The following is a 20,020-nucleotide window of genomic DNA, read 5'->3' as shown; positions in this document are numbered from 1 at the left end:
AATGAAAAAAATTGTTATTCTGCTGTGTTCTCTTCTTTGTACTGCATGTATGGCCCCTGAAAAAATAATAGAAATGCAAGGAATTTCAACGATTATTGGTTTTGACTTGCTTGATGACAATACATACAAAGGCACTATCAGTTTGTTACAATTTGACCGAAAAGAAGAAAAGACAAGTGTAACCCTTTCTGCCGACGGAACGACTAATAAACAAATCAGACAAAAAATAGAGGAACAGACAAGCCATGATATTACGTCTGGTCAATTAAGGACCATACTGTTTAATAAAAATATGGCAGAAACAGTAGGAATTTCTTCTTTTCTGGATACTATGCAACGAGATAGCAGTATCAGTTATTTAATCTTTTTGGCCATTACTGATAATGCTGAGGAGACGATTAAAAATAAAAACTATGAAGAATATCCCGAAATGGGATCCTATATCTATCAACTATTGGATAAACACGAAAAGAAAGAAATGTTAGTCAACTCCAACTTACATGATTTTATAACCACACTATATGAAATTGGTATCGATCCTACCCTACCCATGATAAAAAATGCAAATGGGGTAGCACCTTCTATAGATGGTGTTGCATTATTCAAAGAAGATAAAATTGTTGGATCTATTTCGTTGATAAACACCCTTTACATAAAATTATTCACAAATAATAAGGCATTTTTAGGGGATATAACTGTAGAGATTGCTGCTGAAGAACTAGAGAAAAGAGGTATGGCCGAACTCAACCTTCCTAAAAGTGATATTTATAAGATTACACTTCATCCAATAAAGTACAAAGGAAACATTGAAATAAAGAACGAAGAATTGGTTCATTTAAATGCAACGATTTCCGTTTCAACATTAGAATTTCAACCATCTATTTCTGTGAAAAATAAAGATTCACTAAACAAAATGGAGCAACTAATTGGTGAAGCCCTAAACAAAGAATTTGGATATATACTTGAGGAATTTAAAAATTTAAATACGGATCCCATTGGCATCGGAAGAAAAATAAGAAGTGTTAGAAAATATTCCTATTTAACTGAGGAAGATTTAAGACAAAAATATTCAGCACTAAAGATAAAACCAAATATAAAGGTGGAAATTAAGCGAACTGGAACAGTTGATTAACATATTTTTAGGAACAAAAGCGCTAACACCGACTTAACACGACCCAAGTGTTGATGAACTCCAACATGGTTTTTTTCTTATTTACGATGGAAATTCATTACTAAAAAACGGTAATACTAAAAAGGCAGCTCAAAGAGTTTGAATTCAAAAATATCTGTTACCTTTTCATTTAAATATAGAGGTGATATCAATAGATAATATATTTGAAAATCTTAAGGAAATACATTTATTAGAAGATAAGCTCTATCATTTAGAATTAAATGGTTGGCTAAAAATGAGTTTTTAACTTGGGAATGGTGGATACTAGTCGTTTTTTTAGTTGTGCCTTGGGTTATATGGGCTAAACTTGTTAAACGAGACATTATTTTAGAAATTTTGTTATTTGGTACCATAATTATCTTGACAACAACCTTATTAGATGTAGTTGGTGCACAATACAGTTTTTGGGATTACCCATTGCATTCCTACCTTTTATTCCTAGGGCCTTTCCTTTTGATTTTTCAATGGTACCTGTAGCTTACATGTTGTTATATCAATATTTTAGAAGATGGAAATCTTTTATTTTAGCCCAGATCATTATGGCACTAACATATGCCTATATAGGTGAACCCTTTTGCGAGTGGGTCAAACTTGTTAATTATTTAGAGTGGAGATACAGATATTCATTCATATATTACATCATGGTTGGAATTGTAACTCGAGCTTTAATACTAAAACTAGCCTCTTTATCTAAACCTCAAGATCTTACAACTAAGTAAAATTTAAATTGGAGGAAAAAACGTTGGAAGAAGTCAATATTGGTTTACTGACGATCAAAGTCATCGTTGGTTTTGCCACTTTATTTTTTATCATTATCATAACAGGCAGAACATCCATCTATCAGTTAACCCCGTTTCACTTAGTTTTTGTGTTAGTACTTGGAGATTTTTTAGGAAATACCATTTATGAAGATAAGGTAGGGATTTTTCATTTTTTATATGCCATCGGATTGTGGACGTTTCTTATGTTGGGAATAGAGTTTATGACTCTAAAAAATAAATCGACACGTTCTCTCTTATTAGGCAATCCTAACATCATCATTCGAGATGGTGTTATGGACAGAAAGTTACTTACAAAGAACAAATTGGATGTAAATCAAGTATTGAGTATACTCCGTCAAAATAATGTCTTTTCAGTTCGCGAAGTCAAATACGGTATATTGGAAGCTAATGGGCAAATAAGTTTATTATTAAAATCCAAGTATCAAAAACCAGACAAGCAAGATCTCAATCTTCCAGAAAGTCCAGTAGACCTCCCAACATCGTTAATTATAGATGGGGAAATTTTATGGGATAATTTACATGAACTCGGATTTGATCAACAGTGGTTAGATAACCAATTAACTACCAATGGATATGATAATGTAAAGCGTATACTTTACGCAGATTGGCGAGAGAGTGAAGGCATACATGTAAGTCCTAAATAAAATTTGTTAGGATAAGAGCATTTCTTGGTGAATATAAACTTTAGTCTTCAACAATCAGGCTGTTTTTTGCAAGCAAAAAGTGCAGAAAAATGCAGCGAAATTTACATAGGCTTGCAGCTAGTGTTTACATTAAATTCCATCTTGTGTTTTGATTGAAGAAAGTGCATTTTTCAACCGGTAACTTTCCCCGGTGAACGCAATGACATGGGCGTGATGCACTAATCTATCCACCAGGGCAGAAGTTAAACGATTATCCCCAAAAACTCGATTCCATTGACCAAATTCCAGATTAGAGGTTACAATCACACTCTTATGCTCATAACAGTCCGCAATAATGTGAAACAATAATTCTGATCCTTGCTTTTGAAAAGGGACGTATCCCAATTCATCTAGTATAAGCAAATCGCACTTCTCAATCTGGCGTTTTATCTTGTGTAAAGAACCTCCTTTCATCGCTTCCTCTAATTGGCCGACTAAATCAGCTACTCGGAAGAAACGGACCTCATACCCCATTTCACAAGCCTTTACTCCCAAAGCCATTCCCAAGTGCGTTTTACCTTTATGTAAAGCTTTACATAAAGGAAATTATCGAAAGATATTGTTTATGGAAAGAAATAAGCTTAAATCCAGACTTTTAGGAAGATTTATGTTTATTTCTTTCCATAATTCACCACAATGGATGATGTTTAAAAATATTATCTAGGTGGTGCCTTATGAATGAAAAAACTCCTGTTGAGGAACTAGTTTTCAATGTATTAGCAGAACTTGAGAGACTGAATTATTCCTATAATTCGATCTGTGGATATCGAGCATTTTATAAGCGTGTTGTTGCTTTCGCAACAGAAAAGAAAGAGAAATATTATTCTGAAGAACTAGGTAGTGAATTCTTAAAAGTAAAGTATGACTGCACTATCAATTATTATGTTGAAGCAATGCCGAAATTTTTAAGAGGCCCTATTCGAAGAATTAGAGTCCTTGGTGATTATCAGTTGCATGGAGTCATAATACGGAGGATATTTAAAAAGCCAGGTTATGTAAAACCAAGTCAATTCGAAAAAGAACTAGTTGCGTACGAAAAAGAATGTGCTGAAAACGAGTATTCAAAAAGAGGACTTCGTACACGTATGCAAAGACTGTACTTTTTCATACATTATCTAGATGCACGTGGTATTCAAAATGTTAATGAGATCACAGGTGAAACCATATCTGATTATGTCAAAACAATCTTTGCACATCATGAAAAAAGTATGGCATCAATTTTGACGACGCTAAGAGTATTCTTACGTTTTCTTTTTCTTAATCAAAATACGCAGGAAGACCTTTCATTAAAAGTACCAAAACAAAAGAAATACTATTATCCACCTATACCTTCGGTATGGAAACAAGAAGACGTAGTCTCAATGCTTGAAAACATTGATAGAGGAAATCCAACTGGAAAAAGGGATTATGCCATCCTTCTCCTAGTAGCACGTCTTGGAATTCGAGCAGGAGACATTAAATCCTTAAAACTTACAGATCTTGATTGGGAAAATAAAACCATAGTACTAAAACAGAATAAAACCAAAAGAATGGTTTCTTATCCAATACTTAATGATATTGGTTGGGCATTGATTGACTATCTAAAGGAAGCTCGTCCAGTAAGTGATTCACCATTTGTTTTTTTACGGATGAATGCACCGTATGAGGCATTTGGTAGAGATGCCAATCTACATAACATTATAACTAAGCATACAAGAAAGGCTGGTATCACTGTCTCGAAGGAAAAACGCCATGGTTTACATTCACTTAGGCATACATTAGCAAGTTCTCTCCTAGAACAAGGTACCCCTCTCCCTGTAATCTCAGAAGTTCTTGGGCATATCAACTCAAGATCTACGGCAGTATATTTACAAACTGATATCAAAAGTTTAAGAAAATGTGCTCTAGATCCAGAGGAGGTATTTAAAAATGACTCAAGATAAAGTTATTTTTACAAGCAATCTTAGCGAGCTTTTAAACGGATATGTAAAGGAACAGAGAGCTATTGGTTATAAATATATTAAAGGTGCTTCTCTATTGAAATATCTTGATATTTTTCTCGTCGAAAGTCACTTGACCGAGAAACGGCTTACTAAAGAAATAGTATTACAATGGACTAGAAAGAAACCGAATGAGACTGATAGTACTAGAAGCGGAAGAATTTCAATAGTTAGAGGCTTTGCAAAATACATGGTTCGACTTGGGTATGAAGCTTATATTTATCCAGCTGCAGCTGTGACAATTACAAGATATTCTTATATGCCACATATTTTTACTGAAGATGAAATGAGAGATTTATTTATTGTTTGTGATAATGCTCCAGTTTCTAAAGCATCACCTAATAGAAATATTGTCCTACAGCTACTAATAAGAATGTTATATGGATGTGGTCTTAGAATCTCAGAAGCTCTAAAGTTGAAACTAGATGATGTTGATTTAGAAAACGGAACTCTATTAGTTCGAAAAGCCAAACTCGGTAAGGAAAGACTTGTTCCAATGGCAGAAACATTGACAGAGCAATGCCGTCAGTACTCACATAAGGTTCATAGTTATGGGTCCTCTGAAGATTACTTTTTTCCATCACCATATGGCGGGCATTATAAGGAGGGTACTGTATATAAGCTCTTCAGGGATTTACTATGGAAAGCTGGAATATCCCATAGTGGTAAAGGCCCAAGACTTCATGATCTAAGGCATACTTTTTCTGTTCATTGTTTAAAGAAGTGGGTACTAAATGGAGAGGATTTAACAAATCTCCTTCCCTATCTTTCTACTTACTTAGGTCATGTCGATTTAAGAGGTACCCAACATTATCTAAGACTTACAGCTGAATTATATCCAACGATTACTGCTTCTATTGAAGAACACTATTCAACCTTAATACCGGAGGTATTTTTTCATGAAGCAGACTGATTTCGCTAAGACTTTGACTCGCTATTTATCGCAATATCTTCCAGGACAGAGAAATGTCAGTACAAATACAATCAAGTCATATCGGGACACGTTTAAACAGATACTGAAATTTTGTGATACGGAATTACAAATCAGCCCCGAATCCTTGACTTTTAATATGATAAAATCCGATACCATACAAGACTTTCTAGTTTGGCTTGAAAAGACAAAAGAGATAAGCATTAATACACGTAATCAACGTTTAGCAGCTATTCACAGTTTCTATCGATATGTGCAGATGGAAAATCCAGAAAATATGTTTGAGTGCCAGAAAATATTATGTATCCCATTCAAAAAGAGAGAAATAAAGCCAATAGATTATCTGACACAAGAAAGTCTAAAGGTTTTATTTGAACAACCGAACACAAATACAGCTAAGGGTCGTCGTGATTTAATTATTATGGCCCTTCTTTATGACACAGGAGCACGAATACAGGAATTAATCGATTTAAAAGTTGGAAATATTCGTCTAGCTAAACCAGCTACTGTTTTATTGATGGGGAAAGGTGGCAAGGCAAGATACGTTCCTATCATGGGGAAAACTAGAGATTTATTAGAAAACTATCTTAAAGAGAATTATTTGTTGGAAAATGGTAAACAAAATCATCCATTATTTTATAATAGTGCCCGCCAGCCCTTTACACGGCCGGGAATAACATATATTTTGGAGAAATATTTAATAAAAGCCAAGGAATTACATTCAGAAATAATGTTCCCAGATAAATTGAAACCTCATATGATGAGACACACTAAGGCTATGCATCTATTAGAAGCTGGGGTTAACCTTATTTATATTAGGGACTTATTAGGGCATGTCAATGTAAGTACAACTGAACATTATGCCAGAACTAACTCTCAAATGAAGAGGAAAGCGTTGGAGGCAGTCTATATGGAAGTTGTTAAGCAGAATGTTCCCGTTTGGGATGAAAATAAGGATTTAATGAATTGGTTAAAGGAACTCTGTAAATAAAATGTTATGGAAAGATTTTAGATGAAGGAACTACAGTATTGTAGAAAATTGTTTAGAGTCTTTCCATAAGCATAAACTTTCGATAATTACCTACACCTGGTGGCCCTAATAAAATCAAATTGTACAGCTGTTCTATCCAAGTTAAATCTTTTAATCTATTTAGTTGTTTGTTGCTTAAAGACTTTTGTTCTTTTAAATTAAACTCCTCAAGTGTTTTGCTGAAAGGAAAAGTTGCCCACTTTAATCGGTTGTTTAGTTGCTTTTCTTCTCTTCGAGTTTGCTCATAAGAAGTGACATCTAACAGGAATTGAGTAAATGAAAGGTCTTTTTGCTCAGCTTCTCTGATCAAATGGGGGAGATGCTTGGCAGTTTCAACGAGTCTTAACCCTTTCATTATGTCTTGTAATTGTTGGATTTGGCTCATCGCTATTCAACCTCCATTAAAACCGTGTAAGTATCTACTTTTCTTTTGTATGCTTCTGTTTCTAAAACCCATTCTGATAGCCTGTTCAAATTCTTAACTTCTTTCTTTTTATCAATAACTGTTTCATGTACCTGGCGCTGACGTTTCACATATGCAATGATATCGCCAAAATCAGTTGCACTGTATAATTTCCTTTTTAAACACTCTGCTAACGCTTTAGTCAGTACTTCGTTATCGATACCTTTTGTTTCGCGCAAGATGATTTGCAACTGGTCTTTAATGTAACGAGGATTTTTTTCCCTAACCTTCTCTAAATATTTAAAGGCTAGTTCTTTATCTTCAAATCTCTCAGCCACTGTATTAATGAATGCTCCAACACCTTTGTACGATCCCTACTATGTTTTTTATCTTTTATTAACAGCCCTTTCCCTTCGGGAATTGAATGTTTTGCAATAATTTCGCCAGTATCAGGTATATAAATAACTAATTCTTTAGTCTCCGTTTCCTTGATACATACTTTTTCATATTTGTTATAAGTTCCAAGTGGAAGAGAGTACCGATTAGATTGGTAACGAATAGTATTGTCCTTATGAACACATCTTGCTATACTTATCTCATAGTTATTTTGAATATCTATATTTTGGGAGACTGGTTTTAAGTGTTGCTTTTCCAGGAGGAACACTTCGAATGGTCTCTTTTTTGTTGTATTGTGTATTTTATAGTTACCCGTTCTGTTCAGCCATTCCCATCCTTGCTCATTCCAAGAGTCGATGTTATGAAACACTCTATGTTTGGCATAGTTTTGTTTGATAAATCCAACTACATTTTCTATTCTTCCCTTACTCTCAGGGTCAGCTTTTCTACAAACCCGAAGGTTTATTCCTCTGGATTCTCTATACTGCTGAAATTCTTTAGTTAAAATTAGATCTCCACCATTTTCGCTAACAACAATTAAACTATCTTGGTCATAAACGATCTCATTGGTCATTCCTCCATACCATTTAAACGCGTTCTCATGGGCTTGTATAACATCCCGTGTTGTAAATGGTCTATCCAACCACTCTTTATACTTTTGTCTAGAATGTGATAAGACAAAAGCTATAAAGTTGAGTTTGGCTTCCTTATTATCAACAGTTTTTTGTCTCGTATGACCAAAATCTACTTGCATTTGTTCTCCCATTGGGGGATCAGGAATTGCCTCATACATTCGAGGAGATGTTTCCTTATTTATTTTGTATTCTTCTCTTAATGCTTTTACATATGTTCTTACTGTACTTTCTCCAACAGTTAGATCTTTATATTTCTCTAAAAGCCAATCATAAACTTGTGCTGCTGACATATCCGGATGCATTCTCAACCAAGATAAAATCAGTTCTTTATATGGATCTAATTTTTTCTTTTTATACTGAAGAGAATCAACCCATTCCGCCATCTCCGAAGGAGATCTCTTTAAGTGCCTGTAAACAGTTGTTCGAGAAACCCCTAACTTTTCAGCTATCTTTGTCTGACTAAATCCTTGCTTTAATAATTGCTTTATCTCCATGTACATTTCCCACTTATCCACCTTCGCTAACCTCCACTGCAAGTATGAACTATGATCATTTTACAGTGATAGGTTGATATTTTTTGCTGGTATATTTGGGTAAATAAGCGTTTCATCTTATCAAGCAAAAACTGTACACTTTATTCTAGCAGTCACATCTCATTAATTTAAATAATTTAACTTGCCTATAAAGGAAATAAACATAAATGATTTTAGTTTTGCACGAATTATTTCGTCAGCTCAAGGAAACTTACCTTATTACACAATAAATAAAAAAACGGAGTGAACTAAAAAGGGATTTATATATATATGGGATCAAGGGAGTAATAGTAACTTTACTGAAGTTTAAATTATTTTTTACTTATGGGATTTCGGAGCATTAAAGTACCTAAAGAATTACTTTCTTTAGATACTTTAATGCCTTTTAAGAAAGGGGGAAAGTGGAGGCGATTATCCCCTAATAAATGAAGTATTCCCTAATATATTTAATTTTTCCTCTGCATTCTTATTCTTAACCTTAAAACCCCGACATATTATTAGATTAAAAATGAGAAAAGGTGATTGTTATTTTTCAGAAATTAATAGCTACTCTTATTGGAAGTCTGTTATTAGGAGTTGGTGTGAATGGGTTTCTAGTTCCTCATCATTTAATAGATGGTGGAATCCTTGGGATCGCACTATTACTTCATTATTTTTTTAAATTTCCAACTGGTATTATAATGGTGGGGTTAAGTATCCCTATTTGTATATTTTCCTCAATAAATAAAAAAGAGTATTTTTTTAGTAGTTTGCAAGGCTTATTGGTTTCGTCCTTATTTATTGATTTACTTGTTCCTCTTCGTTCTCAATTTTTTATTCCCCAACTTGCAAGCGCACTAATTGGAGGTGCAATAATTGGAGTTGGTGTTGGTCTAATGCTGCGATATAAGACAAGCACTGGAGGAACTGACTTACTAGCTGAAATTATTTCTGAAACTTTTTCGTTAAATATTGCACTTGTAATCATACTGATAGATGGAATTATTGTGTTGGCATGTCTGGCTTTATTAAAATTAGATACCTTCATTTATTCATGTATAGCTATTACCTCTGTGGGTTTAATAACATCCTTAATTAAAGGAAAATAATTTTTTATTGAGAGTCCCAACAACAAACGTGGAAACATACGCTAAGCAATATCGACATGAAGAAAGCCGATTTTTCCTACGGTGTAGTTAATGGGATGGGAATAATAAGCCTATAAGATTAGTGTTATGATTGTTTTTTTTAATTACATAAGTCTATTGTTGATGGGTATTTTAAAATTATTAGTTTATATTGCGGAGGAGTTTTATGAGGAAAAAAATTCGCTAATACTAATAGTGTTTTTAAGTACTTTCATTTTAACAATTACGGATCTTATTGGACCATTTAATACTATTGGCTCTGGTACAGCAGCCTTAAAGGAGAAAAATGATGAACTTTACAAAGAAATTAAAGTGTATAGAGAGGAACATAAAATTGAACCGATTGATGCAAAAGTCGATAGAGTGTGGAAGGCAATTCCTGGATACAATGGATTGGATGTAGATATTGAATCTAGTTATAAAAAAATGAAATCAGATGGTAATTTTCACAAAAACAAAGTTGTTTATAAGGAAAAACCTCCAAATGTCCATTTAGAAAATCTAGCACCCATCCCGATTTATAAAGGAAATCCAGAAAAGCCTATGGTGGCGTTATTAATAAATGTTGCTTGGGGTAATGAGTACATTCCAACGATCCTTACCACACTAAAGGAATCCAAGGTCAAGGCGACATTTTTTTTCGATGGTAGCTGGGTTAAAAAGAATCCTGACCTAGCTAAGATGATCTATCGGGAAGGCCATGAAATTGGAAATCATGCTTATAGTCATCTAGATCTTAAGAAGCGATCTAAAAGTGATACCATACAAGAGTTAGAAAAGACGAATGCTCTCATTGAAGAAACCATTGGCATAAAACCGAAGTGGTTCGCACCTCCCAGCGGTTTGACAAACCCTCTGAGGATCTTCCAGTAAGAAGATCCTTTTTTGCTGCTTACTCAATTAATGTACCTTTTAGTTAAGTTAGTATTTTACAATCTTTCTTAGGTAAATACGGTTACTAAAAAGTTTATTTTAGTTTTTATAAATATTCGAATCTTTTCCTCAACGAGGACTATAAACGCTTTCACATGTTCCAAGCGCTGGTTCATAAAAACAATGTTGTTTAAATTGACCAGTAAAAGGTTGGTCATACCATGTTGGAGGACACGGACCATATGGATTAAAGTACCAAAGAGCATATTTCGCTGGGTGATCTCTCCAATATTCCAAATTCTTTCTTGCTAATCTTCTTTCAGATTCTCTTGCTCTTTGATAAAATACATTACCTTTTTGAACAGCTTCAAAAGAGTAATTTCCTCCTTGTACGTGAAAAATGACATCTCTAATTGTTCTTAATTCCTTAAAGTCAGCACAATCTGCTACAACACGGTTAACAATGACATTTCCAACATATAGCATTCCTTGTGGTCCTTCGCCTTCAGCTTCTGCTCTCATCATCCTTGCCATTAAATCGACGTCTGCATTTCGGTAAGCTACTCTTGCCATTTTTCCACCTCAAAAATACAGTATGAAAAAAAGAATGCATTTATGTCCTTGTTTATAAAATAAGAATACTTGGTTTTTAGGCCCAGTACCAGCGTTGCTGTAACCAGGGGCAAAGTAATAATTAAAGAAGTACACGACTTGGATTTGCTGTTTCCCTAAAATTTTTTCAATACCAGGGTCGTTTTCCAAAAGGAAGGCAGGAAATAAATCAAGATATTATTGAATACGTTGCAAAGCAAGTAGGAGTACCTGCAGATTCCTTTCAAGAATATGATTGGAATGGACGCTCTATAAAATATCACCGTGCTCAAATCCGGGAATTTATGGGGTTTCGAGAGAGTACATCTGAAGATATGGGACAAATAAAGTTATGGCTACAAACGAACATTTTACCTCAAGAAATGCAAATGGACCGGGTTCGAGAACATGTCCTTCACCACCTCAGACAACAACAGCTTATTCCTCCGACTCATTACCAACTAGAACGAAATATTAAATCAGCTATTCGTCAATATGAAGAACATATTTCACACACCATTTTCATGCAGCTTTCAGAACATTCCAAAACCCAATTAGATGCCTTTATACGCACCTGCTCCCATACAGAACTATTAGAAGAGAATGAAACCATTCTTAGTTTTCGAGAACTTGTATCTGATCCTGGAAGAATCGGATTAGATAGTTTATTACAAGAAATCGCAAAGCTACGAACCGTAAGGAATATACAACTTCCTTATGACTTGTTTAATGGGATACCACCTAAAATGATCCGATCATATAGACAACGTGCCGTCTCTGAAGATATTCGAGAATTACGCAGGCATCCCGACTCTATCCGATACACGTTATTAGCAGCTTTCTTCTGGTGTAGAGGAAGAGAAATAACGGATAATTTAGTGGAACTTATTATTCAGATTGTTAATCGTATTGGAGCTCGTGCAGAACGAAAAGTCGAAAAAGAGTTTTTACGCGATTTCCGTAAGGGTTTGTTGATGTCAATGAAAAAACGTGTTAAGAATCGAAAAAGAAAGCTTGTATGTACCTGTGAAATACTTAAATCGTTATTATTTTCACCCAACTGATTCTGGCTTCCGTTACATCCTGATTCTATTCCGATAACCGTTAATACTAAAAGACTGATCTTTAATTTGTTTTATTTTATATATCATGAAAAATCACCTCTGTGTTTTATCCATTATTGAGAGAGTAAAAAAGGTTGGTTTACTCGACCAACCTTTTTTGTCTTTTTAATTATTGTTGTTTGTATTGAGGTTCTTCTTGTTCGATTTGTTGAACGCGTGGTTCAACGCTTTGTAAAACCGATTGGGTTTGTTTAGCAGCATCTTGGTAAAGCTGCTTCGCTTGTTCATTATCTGTACTAAGAGCAAATGTTTCAAAGCTAGCTTGAGCGCTTTTTAATCCGGCTAAAGCTGTTTTAACGTCATTTATGACTGTCATGAATAACACCTCCTATTATTTTTTTTTGAAACCTTTCTTAGAATGTTTGAAGATAGAAATATTTATTCATAGAAAGTTTTTAAAATTCGAATTATATTTTTATTCACTAGTGTTGCATAAATATTGTCGCAATTTTCAGTCTCATTATCCTCCTTGTTTAGAGCCAAAAAGGTAAATACCTATTCAAAGGTGGCTCCATCCATTTGGTTTTTTTTTACAATTAGACTTGTGCGACAACAACAATTTGCTTATTAAGGGATGGCTTTCCCTTCAATCTTTCGAAGCCAGATATGGGCTGGTTTCCACAATGCAGCCCTTAAATAACGGCTAATTTGTAAGGTTTTTCGCTTACTTCTTGTTTCAAGTTGTACGAGAACATGTAGGCAAAAAACAATCAGTGCGATAAACACTTGGTTTTGAATCGCCCATTCACTTTGACCGTAGAACTTTTTGATGCTGAGATGCTGTTTGATCCATTTAAAGAACAACTCAATTGCCCACCGTGATTTGTACATCTCTGAAATTTCTTCGGCACTCAAATCAAAACGATTGGTAATTAAATGCAGTTCATTTCCTTTTGAATCCATCACTTTTAGAAGACGAAAGTAATTTTCAGCACGGTTTTGAGTCGTACCAATCAACACCATTTGATCTGACAAAACAGCTGAATTCTCGGGTAGTTTAAAATTATAAACTTCCCGTATGACTGCGTTTTTCCGTAGCCTTGAAAGAAAAAAGTAACCATCATCTGTCATTCGGTCAAAGCGCTCGTAATCTAGGTAGCCACGGTCAAACACATACATGCATTCTTTATCATCAACCATGATTTCAAGCTGACCACGATCATGTTCTTTTGCCGTTGTTAAAACAGCCTTTTCAGGATAGGAACTCCCTTTTTCCATAAACACAAGTCTCAAATGCAACTTGACACCCGCTTTTGTTTTGCGGAACTTTGCCCATTTATGATTGGTCAAATTAAGTGGCAATGTGCTTGAATCAATGATTTTTAACGGCATAATAAGCTTTGTATAATGTGTTTTTGCATGAATTTGTGCGACTAAATCAAGGAAAAGCCTTTGAAATAAATCTGGATTTATACCGTTTAATCGGCGTGAGAGCTGAGAAATACTGATTGAATCAAGATCAATGCCTTTTTGTAGTTGGTCGTCGAAAAGACAATCGCTTAGCTCATGCAAACTTTCGACTTCAGTCAAGTCCATAAGATTGTGTAAATTCATTCCTTCGGCATACGATGTTCATCAGTTCTTTTGTTTTTGGTATCAAGAAGGGGTACCCCTTCTTGATACCAAAAATTCGCGCGCTTCGCTCCTATTTATTGCTCACAGGTAATTTTCTTTTGCTTAGTATTTCTTCATAGTCCATTAACACAGCTCCGATTAATCGAAATGCTGATTGGGTGTTAGGAAATATTCTTATTACTTTTTCTCGTCTTCTCACTTCTTCGTTTATTCTTTCTAGTGAGTTTGTACTGCGAATGTGCTTGTGGTAATGGGTTTCCTCATTTAAATATTGTATGGCATCCTCAAATCCTTCATCGAGAATCCCTATTACTTTTTCTAGCTTTCCATTTCCTCCATACTGCTCTATAAATATTTGTTTATATTTTCTAGCTTCATGCACACTAGCTACTTCAAATATTCTCTTTATAGATAACTTTACTTCTTCCATATTCTTTTTAGGTAGCTGATCAAAGAGGTTTCTTTTAAAATGTACTGTGCAGCGTTGCCAGGTAGTTCCTAAAAACTCTTCCGCTATTACCTTTTTAAGCCCTTTGTGGGCATCCGATATAATCATTTTTGGTGATTGCAGTCCACGAGATAGTAAATACTGAAAGAACCTTCCCCAAGCTTCATAACTTTCTGTATGATCCACTTTTAAGCCGAGTATTTCTCTTTGATTGTCACTATTTATCGCCGTTGCGATATAGACAGCCTTTGATACAACCCGTTGATTTTCCCTCACCTTGATGTACATGGCATCTACAAATATATAAGGATAATACATGGTGTTAAGCGGCCTATTCGCCCACTGATTGACGATTGGATCAAGCTTCTCCGTTAAACTAGATACGAATGATTTGGAGACCGTTTCTCCACACAGTTGTTCCACAATATTTTTAACTTTTCTTGTAGAAACACCATTCACTACCATTTCAAGCATAGCCAATACAAAAGCTTGGTCACATCTAGCATAGCGTTCAAAAACACTGGTTGAAAAATCACCATTCCGTGTTCGTGGAACTCTTAGAGTAATCTTTCCGATGCTTAGTAATAAATCTCGTTCATAATAACCGTTACGGTAGTCTTTTCGATTTATGGTACGTTTGTATGGATCAGCTTGTAGATGATCATCCCGTTCTTGTTCCATGAATTCATTTAACACCAACACAATGGACGCTTTTATTACTGCATCAATATCAGAATTCATAACGGATTCTTTTAAATCGTTAATATTTAGGTTAAACTGTAAATGAGTCATAATTAATTCCTCCACACTGTTTTCGTCACTGATAACATTGTTGCCAAAAGGAATTAATTTGACTCTTTTCTTTTTACACAATTATACGGACTTAATCTTCGACTTCTTGTAGCTGTGCAAAAAGGAGTAATTTTAGAAATGAGTCTGTTTTTAGTTTTTTCGTATAGTAATCTAATTTCAACGTTTTCACGGTTTCTTCAAAAAGTTGAAGATTTATTGGTGAAAACCATTGTCCAAATGAAGTTTTTCGTGTAATCTTGTCCATGAGTTGGTCCTTTTTTAGTGGATTTGGACGGGTTACCACCTGACTTATCCATTATAAAGGACTTTTTCTTTGCATAAAATAATAAAATTGAACATTTTGAGTATTTTTAATAGTAAAAATAAATTAATGCAACACTAGTGTTGTAATATAAATATTTTAAAACATGAGGATTTTTGAAATCGAGTGAAATATAAAATGGAGGAATATATTTTAGGTGAAGTTTTTTTGGGTTTACTGACAATCAAAGTCATAGTAGGTTTTGTCACCTTATTTTTTATCATTATCATAACCGGTAGAACATCAATCTCTTAGTTAACCCCGTTTCACTTAGTTTTTGTATTAGTGCTTGGAGATTTTTTAGGAAATACCATTTATGAAAATAAGGTAGGGATTTTTCACTTTTTATATGCCATCGGATTGTGGACGCTTCTCATGTTGGGGATAGAGTTCTTGATTCTAAAAAATAAATCGACACGTTCTCTCTTATTGGGCATATAATTACATAACTGTGGGTTTTTGGTCATTTAAAATCAGGATAAAATTGGAAGTTATAAAAAATATTCTTATACATCATTCTAATAAAGTAAAAATTAAAGGCGGCGTTATTTATAACAGTAAAAAATGACGCAAAGACAGGGCTAGCTTCGAAACATTTGCAATCAACAAGCTAAGCAGCTTTACCAAGAGGCTACACACTCAATCCGTTCTACACAGCGTTGAACCACGCGTTCAACAAATCGAACAAGAAGAACCGCAATAAGCCCAAGATGGAAGCCAAGCTTCCCAAGGCAGTACGCAAGGAGCACAAAATCAATAAGGAAATGAGTTTACAAGCAAAAATAATGAACAACAAGTAAGACAACAAAACAAACAAGCCCAGTCTCATAAAAAAATAACTGAAGCACACGTTCGTAAAAATTACAATTCTAAGCTTTATGTCGCAACATTCTTGATATATTACAGAGAGCGAATAAAAACTAAGCTTTCTTACCAAGAGTTGTTTTATAAAAAATATAAAAGGAGCAAGTGTTATGCGATTACCCGAAGACTTTATAAGAGCTAGGCATAAAAAAGAAGGGTTAAGTTTAGATCAATGCTTTTCAAATCCTATCATACATAGGGAGATACATGGGAATAAGGTATTCGTTCCATTGGATTTAAAGAGAATTTGGAATCAATAAAAGTTTTTAGCAATGAAATATAGCAACCGTTTTGATTATAAGGCTATTTTATATATAAGGGATCCCACCAACAAAAAGCGCTTAAAACATACGCTAAGCATAATTCGTCATGAATAAAGCCGATTTTTCCTCAACTTACGAGAAATAATCGGCTTTATGGATAAGGGGACAATCGATTGTCAAAATGAATCCATTCCTAAATACTATTTAAAAACCGGTTGATGTGAAACCATTACCATAATCTAAAAAAAGAGTATTATTCGGGGTGACACAAAAATAATTTATTCAAGTGGATTAACGGACTAGTGCGCCTAATATATGTGATATATATAAAGATATCTTACCATAGTGTAACGGGAGGGTAGTGATTTAGTACAGGATATCTGATGTTAAAAAGACTCCGGCAGGAGGAACGCCGATCTGATATATAGGAGGTTCAGTGAGTGCTGTATCAGTTGTAGCAATCCAAGTTCCGTACTCACCTGCAAGCAAAGAGGGAGGTTTCATAATAAACCGTCCACTTAAAACGAAATGACGAATTCTAATCGAGGGATCATCAAATATAATTAAGTTACCAAAAAATGAGGCATATGGTGAATCAAAACTTATTTGTTTGGTGTTTTCTTCCCAATACCCATTAATTTGAATAGGTGTACCACGAAAATTAATTGTACCAGATACTTTATTATTACCTGTAATAGAATTAATGATGAGTACTCCCCAAATAATGGGTCGACCGGCTATAGAAGCCGAAATACCCCATTTTGATGGAAAAGGTATACTAACCATGAGTTTCTGTGCAGTTTGCAAAAGTTGATTCCTCGTTTCGTAATAATCATAAATACAAGAGTTTAAAGTTTAATTTCTATCTATACATCAGAGTGTTAAAAAAAGAAAGAAAGTCTAATAAATTATTTTAATATTTATTCATTTTGAATCTTCCATATTCGGTTTCGAACATTTCATTTACTTCCCAAGATTCAAAGGTTTTATAAGCTGTTTGTTGATCAAAGCCTTTTCCCAGAAGGTAGGCCATTGCGGCAATTTCAGTTAGCGCATGTTCATAGGAAGTAAGAGCAACTTCTTTTAGACCATAATCAACAAAAGGCTTTATTGCCATTAATGTTTCACTTTTCAAATCCTGATCCGAATTTTCTCTCTCATCGGATTCATTACCCTCTAGATTTGGATGTGCTTCTTTGTATAGCACCTCCCACTGTTCATACAGACTTGTAGCTGACTCAAAGTCCTCAGAGTCTACTGTTAAATTTTTTTGTAATTTACTCATTAAATTACGCCATGTCTCTTCCCATTCCTCTAAAGTTCTTAAGTCAAAGAGTTTTGAGAACTTCGGTTTCACACTTTCCCAATGAACATAAATGTCGCTACACCATCCCAATAAATATTTATAGTTTTCCGTTTGGGCTTCCATTTTTTTATCACCCTTTTTAAATTTTTTCACTTCTAAAAAAAGAAGCAATATCGCGTGTAAAATGAGGTTAAATACCTTTTAAAACCAATTTACAGTTCTATGGTATGTTTCACTTATGTCCCTAGACTAGGCATTTGTCTCATTTAACAAAATAAATTTTGTTTTCTTTCCGAACGGATAAATATGTTGCATTCTGCAAGTATAATTTTCCTTTGCAAACAAGGCCGGTGTTAAAAGTATAAAGGCATTTTTAAAACGTTCTTAACAAACAGATAAAGAGCAGGTAAGCTGAGGAACTTGATAAAAACCTGAAGGGGTTCCGTCAGGAAAATACGGATTTACAACGTTAAACTATTTTTTGGGAAACAAAAACCTTGCTTCCCCAACGCTAAGCAGAAGAAGCAAGGTGAGTTAATAATTTCACTTGCCAGATCACGAGGTGGATTCACCATGTTCATGTAATTTATATCTTCCAGGGTAAACAATATTCACCTCAACCTTTACATGGCGCAGGGAATCTTGGTTTAAAACGAGTTGCTGTTTTCCTGTGGCAATGCTCTTCCATTGATGTGGATGTTTGCGATACAAAGATTCGCCCAAATTGTAAATATCTATACCCTCTTTAAAAGCAGTTTGATACGTTTTGCGGATTTGCTCCTCTATTTTTTCCTGAGCCATTTGTGTGAGTTCCTTTTCGGTAAGGTCCGTATGCAATTCATTGATCCCCGCCTTCACTTTTACTGAAATATCGAAATACGCCTTGTTCAATTTCACAATAGGAGTCACTTCATATTTGGGTTTTTCTGCGACAAGAACAGCCGCAAGCTTCTCTTCGGTAAACAAATCAAGAGGTACTCGGATCGTGTGAGTACTTAGCCAGGGCATTCCCGACAAATCCTTAAGATCCATTCGTCCATAATAATTGTTTAGATCATATACTTGTACGCCTGAATATCTAAGCAGCTCTTTTGGTTTATTACTTTCCTGCCATTGACCTTTGCGAAGCGATAATTCCGGTATATAACTGGTTCTAGCCTTTTCGTTTGAGTCCAGTACAAATTGTTGCAGGCGGACCGGAGCAAGGATAGAGAACTGTCTGAAACTTTGCTCGGGATTGTGAAGAATGGATGCCTTTGGCGATAATCTAAAAAATGGAGTTGCCAGCAAGATTTCTTCAAGAGGCTCTCTTGTACTAAACAGCCAGGCCAAGTATCTTATTTCACGATAACGGTTGATCAATTCCAGCACTTCTCCGACTTTGTTTTCCTTCATCAATCTCTCGCTGAACAAGATGGCAGAGATTTGTCCCCAGTTTAAGCGCTGTTGTGATGTACTGTACAAATCATTTGCCGCCTCTGTAAACGAGGAACCTTCGCCTTTGCCCACCCAAACCGGGGGCTGCTCCGCTTTTTGCTGTCCCTCCAGCTTGGCCACTGTCAAGAAATCAAGCAATTGCACATATAAGGTGTATTGGCCATCGACATAGTCTATTCCAACAGCCGTAGCATAGTTCATGTTTTGCACTTCATATCTGCTCCAGCAACCGGTTAGGGTGAGAAGAAGGAAAAGTGCAACCATACTTTTATATCTCCTCATTTTTGCTTATCCCCTTGTCTTGTAGAATCTCGTGTCTTCAACATGTCCGGTCGAGTGTTTCGCCATGGCCAAGGTAATCGAAACAAAGCGTTGGCCAAGTCTTTAAATGGAGGTGATATTGGGGCCAAGTAAGGCAAGCCGCATGAACGCAATGAGGCTAAATGGCTGAGCACAATAAATAATCCAAGAAAGAAGCCATAAATGCCAAGCGTGGCAGACAGAATGAAAAGAAAAAAGCGTAAGGTACTAATCGTTCCAGCCAATGATAGGCTCGATAAAGTTGAACCAAAGATTTGTGTAATTGCTCCGATGACAACGATACCTGGGGATAAGAATCCAGCACGAATGGCTGCATCCCCCAGGATAAGTCCTCCTACAACTGTTACCGTGGACCCGACCGCAGAAGGCAATCGGATACCAGCTTCCCGCAATATTTCTAAGAAGAGAAGTGCAATAAACATTTCAACTGCCAC

The 20,020-nt window shown here is 35.2% G+C and carries 19 protein-coding genes and 4 pseudogenes; 10 read left to right on the top strand and 13 right to left on the bottom strand.

Annotated elements, in window-relative coordinates; genetic code table 11:
* Position 1 precedes the first annotated feature (1 nt).
* The 3 genes from NST60_RS19910 (at position 2) to NST60_RS19900 (ending at position 2,597) form a co-directional block, all read left to right on the top strand.
* Positions 2-1,132, top strand: a complete 1,131-nt coding sequence (locus tag NST60_RS19910; protein WP_341100000.1) for a Ger(x)C family spore germination protein — start codon at positions 2-4, stop codon at positions 1,130-1,132.
* A 443-nt stretch (positions 1,133-1,575) separates the two neighbouring features.
* A complete protein-coding gene (locus NST60_RS19905; protein WP_283950795.1) occupies positions 1,576-1,890 on the top strand; it encodes a CBO0543 family protein in 315 nt (104 codons plus the stop codon).
* A 23-nt stretch (positions 1,891-1,913) separates the two neighbouring features.
* Positions 1,914-2,597, top strand: a complete 684-nt coding sequence (locus NST60_RS19900; protein WP_097159208.1) for a DUF421 domain-containing protein — start codon at positions 1,914-1,916, stop codon at positions 2,595-2,597.
* 129 nt (positions 2,598-2,726) lie between these two features.
* On the opposite strand, the pseudogene NST60_RS19895 reads toward NST60_RS19900, so the two are convergent.
* Positions 2,727-3,155 (bottom strand): annotated as a pseudogene (locus tag NST60_RS19895) (ATP-binding protein); the annotation flags it as partial.
* 155 nt (positions 3,156-3,310) lie between these two features.
* On the opposite strand from NST60_RS19895, the gene NST60_RS19890 reads away from it, so the two are divergent.
* Genes NST60_RS19890 through NST60_RS19880 form a run of 3 tightly spaced genes read left to right on the top strand, consistent with a single transcriptional unit; the run spans position 3,311 to position 6,537 of the window.
* Positions 3,311-4,558: a site-specific integrase gene (locus tag NST60_RS19890; protein WP_169188629.1), complete on the top strand. Its 1,248-nt coding sequence runs from the start codon at positions 3,311-3,313 to the stop codon at positions 4,556-4,558.
* Positions 4,545-5,528: a tyrosine-type recombinase/integrase gene (locus tag NST60_RS19885; RefSeq protein WP_169188628.1), complete on the top strand. Its 984-nt coding sequence runs from the start codon at positions 4,545-4,547 to the stop codon at positions 5,526-5,528. Before NST60_RS19890 ends, NST60_RS19885 begins: the two co-directional genes overlap by 14 nt.
* The gene (locus NST60_RS19880; RefSeq protein ID WP_016205460.1) at positions 5,515-6,537 is read left to right on the top strand and encodes a site-specific integrase; all 1,023 of its coding nucleotides are present in this window, start codon (positions 5,515-5,517) and stop codon (positions 6,535-6,537) included. Before NST60_RS19885 ends, NST60_RS19880 begins: the two co-directional genes overlap by 14 nt.
* A gap of 52 nt (positions 6,538-6,589) precedes the next feature.
* On the opposite strand, the gene NST60_RS19875 is transcribed toward NST60_RS19880, so the two are convergent.
* The 3 genes from NST60_RS19875 to istA are packed head-to-tail and all read right to left on the bottom strand — an operon-like array spanning position 6,590 to position 8,525.
* The gene (locus NST60_RS19875) at positions 6,590-6,961 is read right to left on the bottom strand and encodes an ATP-binding protein (protein WP_235678819.1); all 372 of its coding nucleotides are present in this window, start codon (positions 6,959-6,961) and stop codon (positions 6,590-6,592) included.
* A 2-nt stretch (positions 6,962-6,963) separates the two neighbouring features.
* Positions 6,964-7,317: a hypothetical protein gene (locus tag NST60_RS19870; RefSeq protein ID WP_341099999.1), complete on the bottom strand. Its 354-nt coding sequence runs from the start codon at positions 7,315-7,317 to the stop codon at positions 6,964-6,966.
* Positions 7,287-8,525, bottom strand: coding sequence for an IS21 family transposase (gene istA, locus NST60_RS19865; protein WP_341099998.1), 1,239 nt, complete (start codon positions 8,523-8,525; stop codon positions 7,287-7,289). Before istA ends, NST60_RS19870 begins: the two co-directional genes overlap by 31 nt.
* 536 nt (positions 8,526-9,061) lie before the next feature.
* On the opposite strand from istA, the gene NST60_RS19860 reads away from it, so the two are divergent.
* A complete protein-coding gene (locus NST60_RS19860) occupies positions 9,062-9,631 on the top strand; it encodes a YitT family protein (RefSeq protein ID WP_224428600.1) in 570 nt (189 codons plus the stop codon).
* 162 nt (positions 9,632-9,793) lie between these two features.
* A complete protein-coding gene (locus tag NST60_RS19855; protein ID WP_081836613.1) occupies positions 9,794-10,543 on the top strand; it encodes a polysaccharide deacetylase family protein in 750 nt (249 codons plus the stop codon).
* Positions 10,544-10,672: 129 nt separating this feature from the next.
* Here NST60_RS19855 and NST60_RS19850 read toward each other — a convergent pair whose 3' ends face one another.
* Positions 10,673-11,116 carry a cell wall hydrolase gene (locus NST60_RS19850; protein ID WP_341099997.1) on the bottom strand — a complete coding sequence of 148 codons (444 nt, stop codon included), beginning with the start codon at positions 11,114-11,116 and terminating at the stop codon, positions 10,673-10,675.
* Between the two features lie 140 nt (positions 11,117-11,256).
* Here NST60_RS19850 and NST60_RS19845 point away from each other — a divergent pair.
* Positions 11,257-12,198, top strand: a pseudogene (locus NST60_RS19845) (DUF4158 domain-containing protein); the annotation flags it as partial.
* Positions 12,199-12,367: 169 nt separating this feature from the next.
* Here the strand turns inward: NST60_RS19845 and NST60_RS19840 are convergent.
* From NST60_RS19840 to NST60_RS19825, 4 genes and pseudogenes are all read right to left on the bottom strand, one after another.
* The gene (locus NST60_RS19840) at positions 12,368-12,574 is read right to left on the bottom strand and encodes a DUF1657 domain-containing protein (RefSeq protein WP_145582939.1); all 207 of its coding nucleotides are present in this window, start codon (positions 12,572-12,574) and stop codon (positions 12,368-12,370) included.
* 251 nt (positions 12,575-12,825) lie between these two features.
* Positions 12,826-13,788: pseudogene (locus NST60_RS19835) on the bottom strand (IS4 family transposase); the annotation flags it as partial.
* Between the two features lie 115 nt (positions 13,789-13,903).
* Complete coding sequence (locus NST60_RS19830) at positions 13,904-15,073, bottom strand: IS256 family transposase (protein WP_169188624.1); 1,170 nt, start codon at positions 15,071-15,073, stop codon at positions 13,904-13,906.
* 97 nt (positions 15,074-15,170) lie between these two features.
* Positions 15,171-15,338: pseudogene (locus tag NST60_RS19825) on the bottom strand (DUF4372 domain-containing protein); the annotation flags it as partial.
* Positions 15,339-15,680: 342 nt separating this feature from the next.
* Between NST60_RS19825 and NST60_RS19820 the strand changes: the two are divergent.
* Positions 15,681-15,836: a hypothetical protein gene (locus NST60_RS19820; RefSeq protein ID WP_325949652.1), complete on the top strand. Its 156-nt coding sequence runs from the start codon at positions 15,681-15,683 to the stop codon at positions 15,834-15,836.
* A 1,052-nt stretch (positions 15,837-16,888) separates the two neighbouring features.
* On the opposite strand, the gene NST60_RS19810 is transcribed toward NST60_RS19820, so the two are convergent.
* The 4 genes from NST60_RS19810 to NST60_RS19795 all read right to left on the bottom strand — a co-directional run bounded on the left by NST60_RS19810 (position 16,889) and on the right by NST60_RS19795 (position 20,020).
* A complete protein-coding gene (locus NST60_RS19810; RefSeq protein ID WP_407939814.1) occupies positions 16,889-17,329 on the bottom strand; it encodes a hypothetical protein in 441 nt (146 codons plus the stop codon).
* A 106-nt stretch (positions 17,330-17,435) separates the two neighbouring features.
* Entirely contained in the window at positions 17,436-17,951 is a 516-nt protein-coding gene (locus NST60_RS19805; RefSeq protein ID WP_224428086.1) for a hypothetical protein, read from the bottom strand.
* Positions 17,952-18,383: 432 nt separating this feature from the next.
* On the bottom strand, positions 18,384-19,529 hold the full coding sequence (locus tag NST60_RS19800) for a Ger(x)C family spore germination protein (protein ID WP_169188623.1): 1,146 nt from the start codon (positions 19,527-19,529) through the stop codon (positions 18,384-18,386).
* 14 nt (positions 19,530-19,543) lie between these two features.
* Positions 19,544-20,020: a spore germination protein gene (locus NST60_RS19795; protein ID WP_328823009.1), complete on the bottom strand. Its 477-nt coding sequence runs from the start codon at positions 20,018-20,020 to the stop codon at positions 19,544-19,546.

The organism is Niallia sp. FSL W8-1348 (assembly GCF_038006745.1).
In the GTDB taxonomy this organism is placed as follows: domain Bacteria; phylum Bacillota; class Bacilli; order Bacillales; family Cytobacillaceae; genus Niallia; species Niallia alba.
The sequence above is the reverse complement of the archived record's forward strand: the minus strand, read 5'-3'. Positions and strand labels throughout refer to the sequence as shown.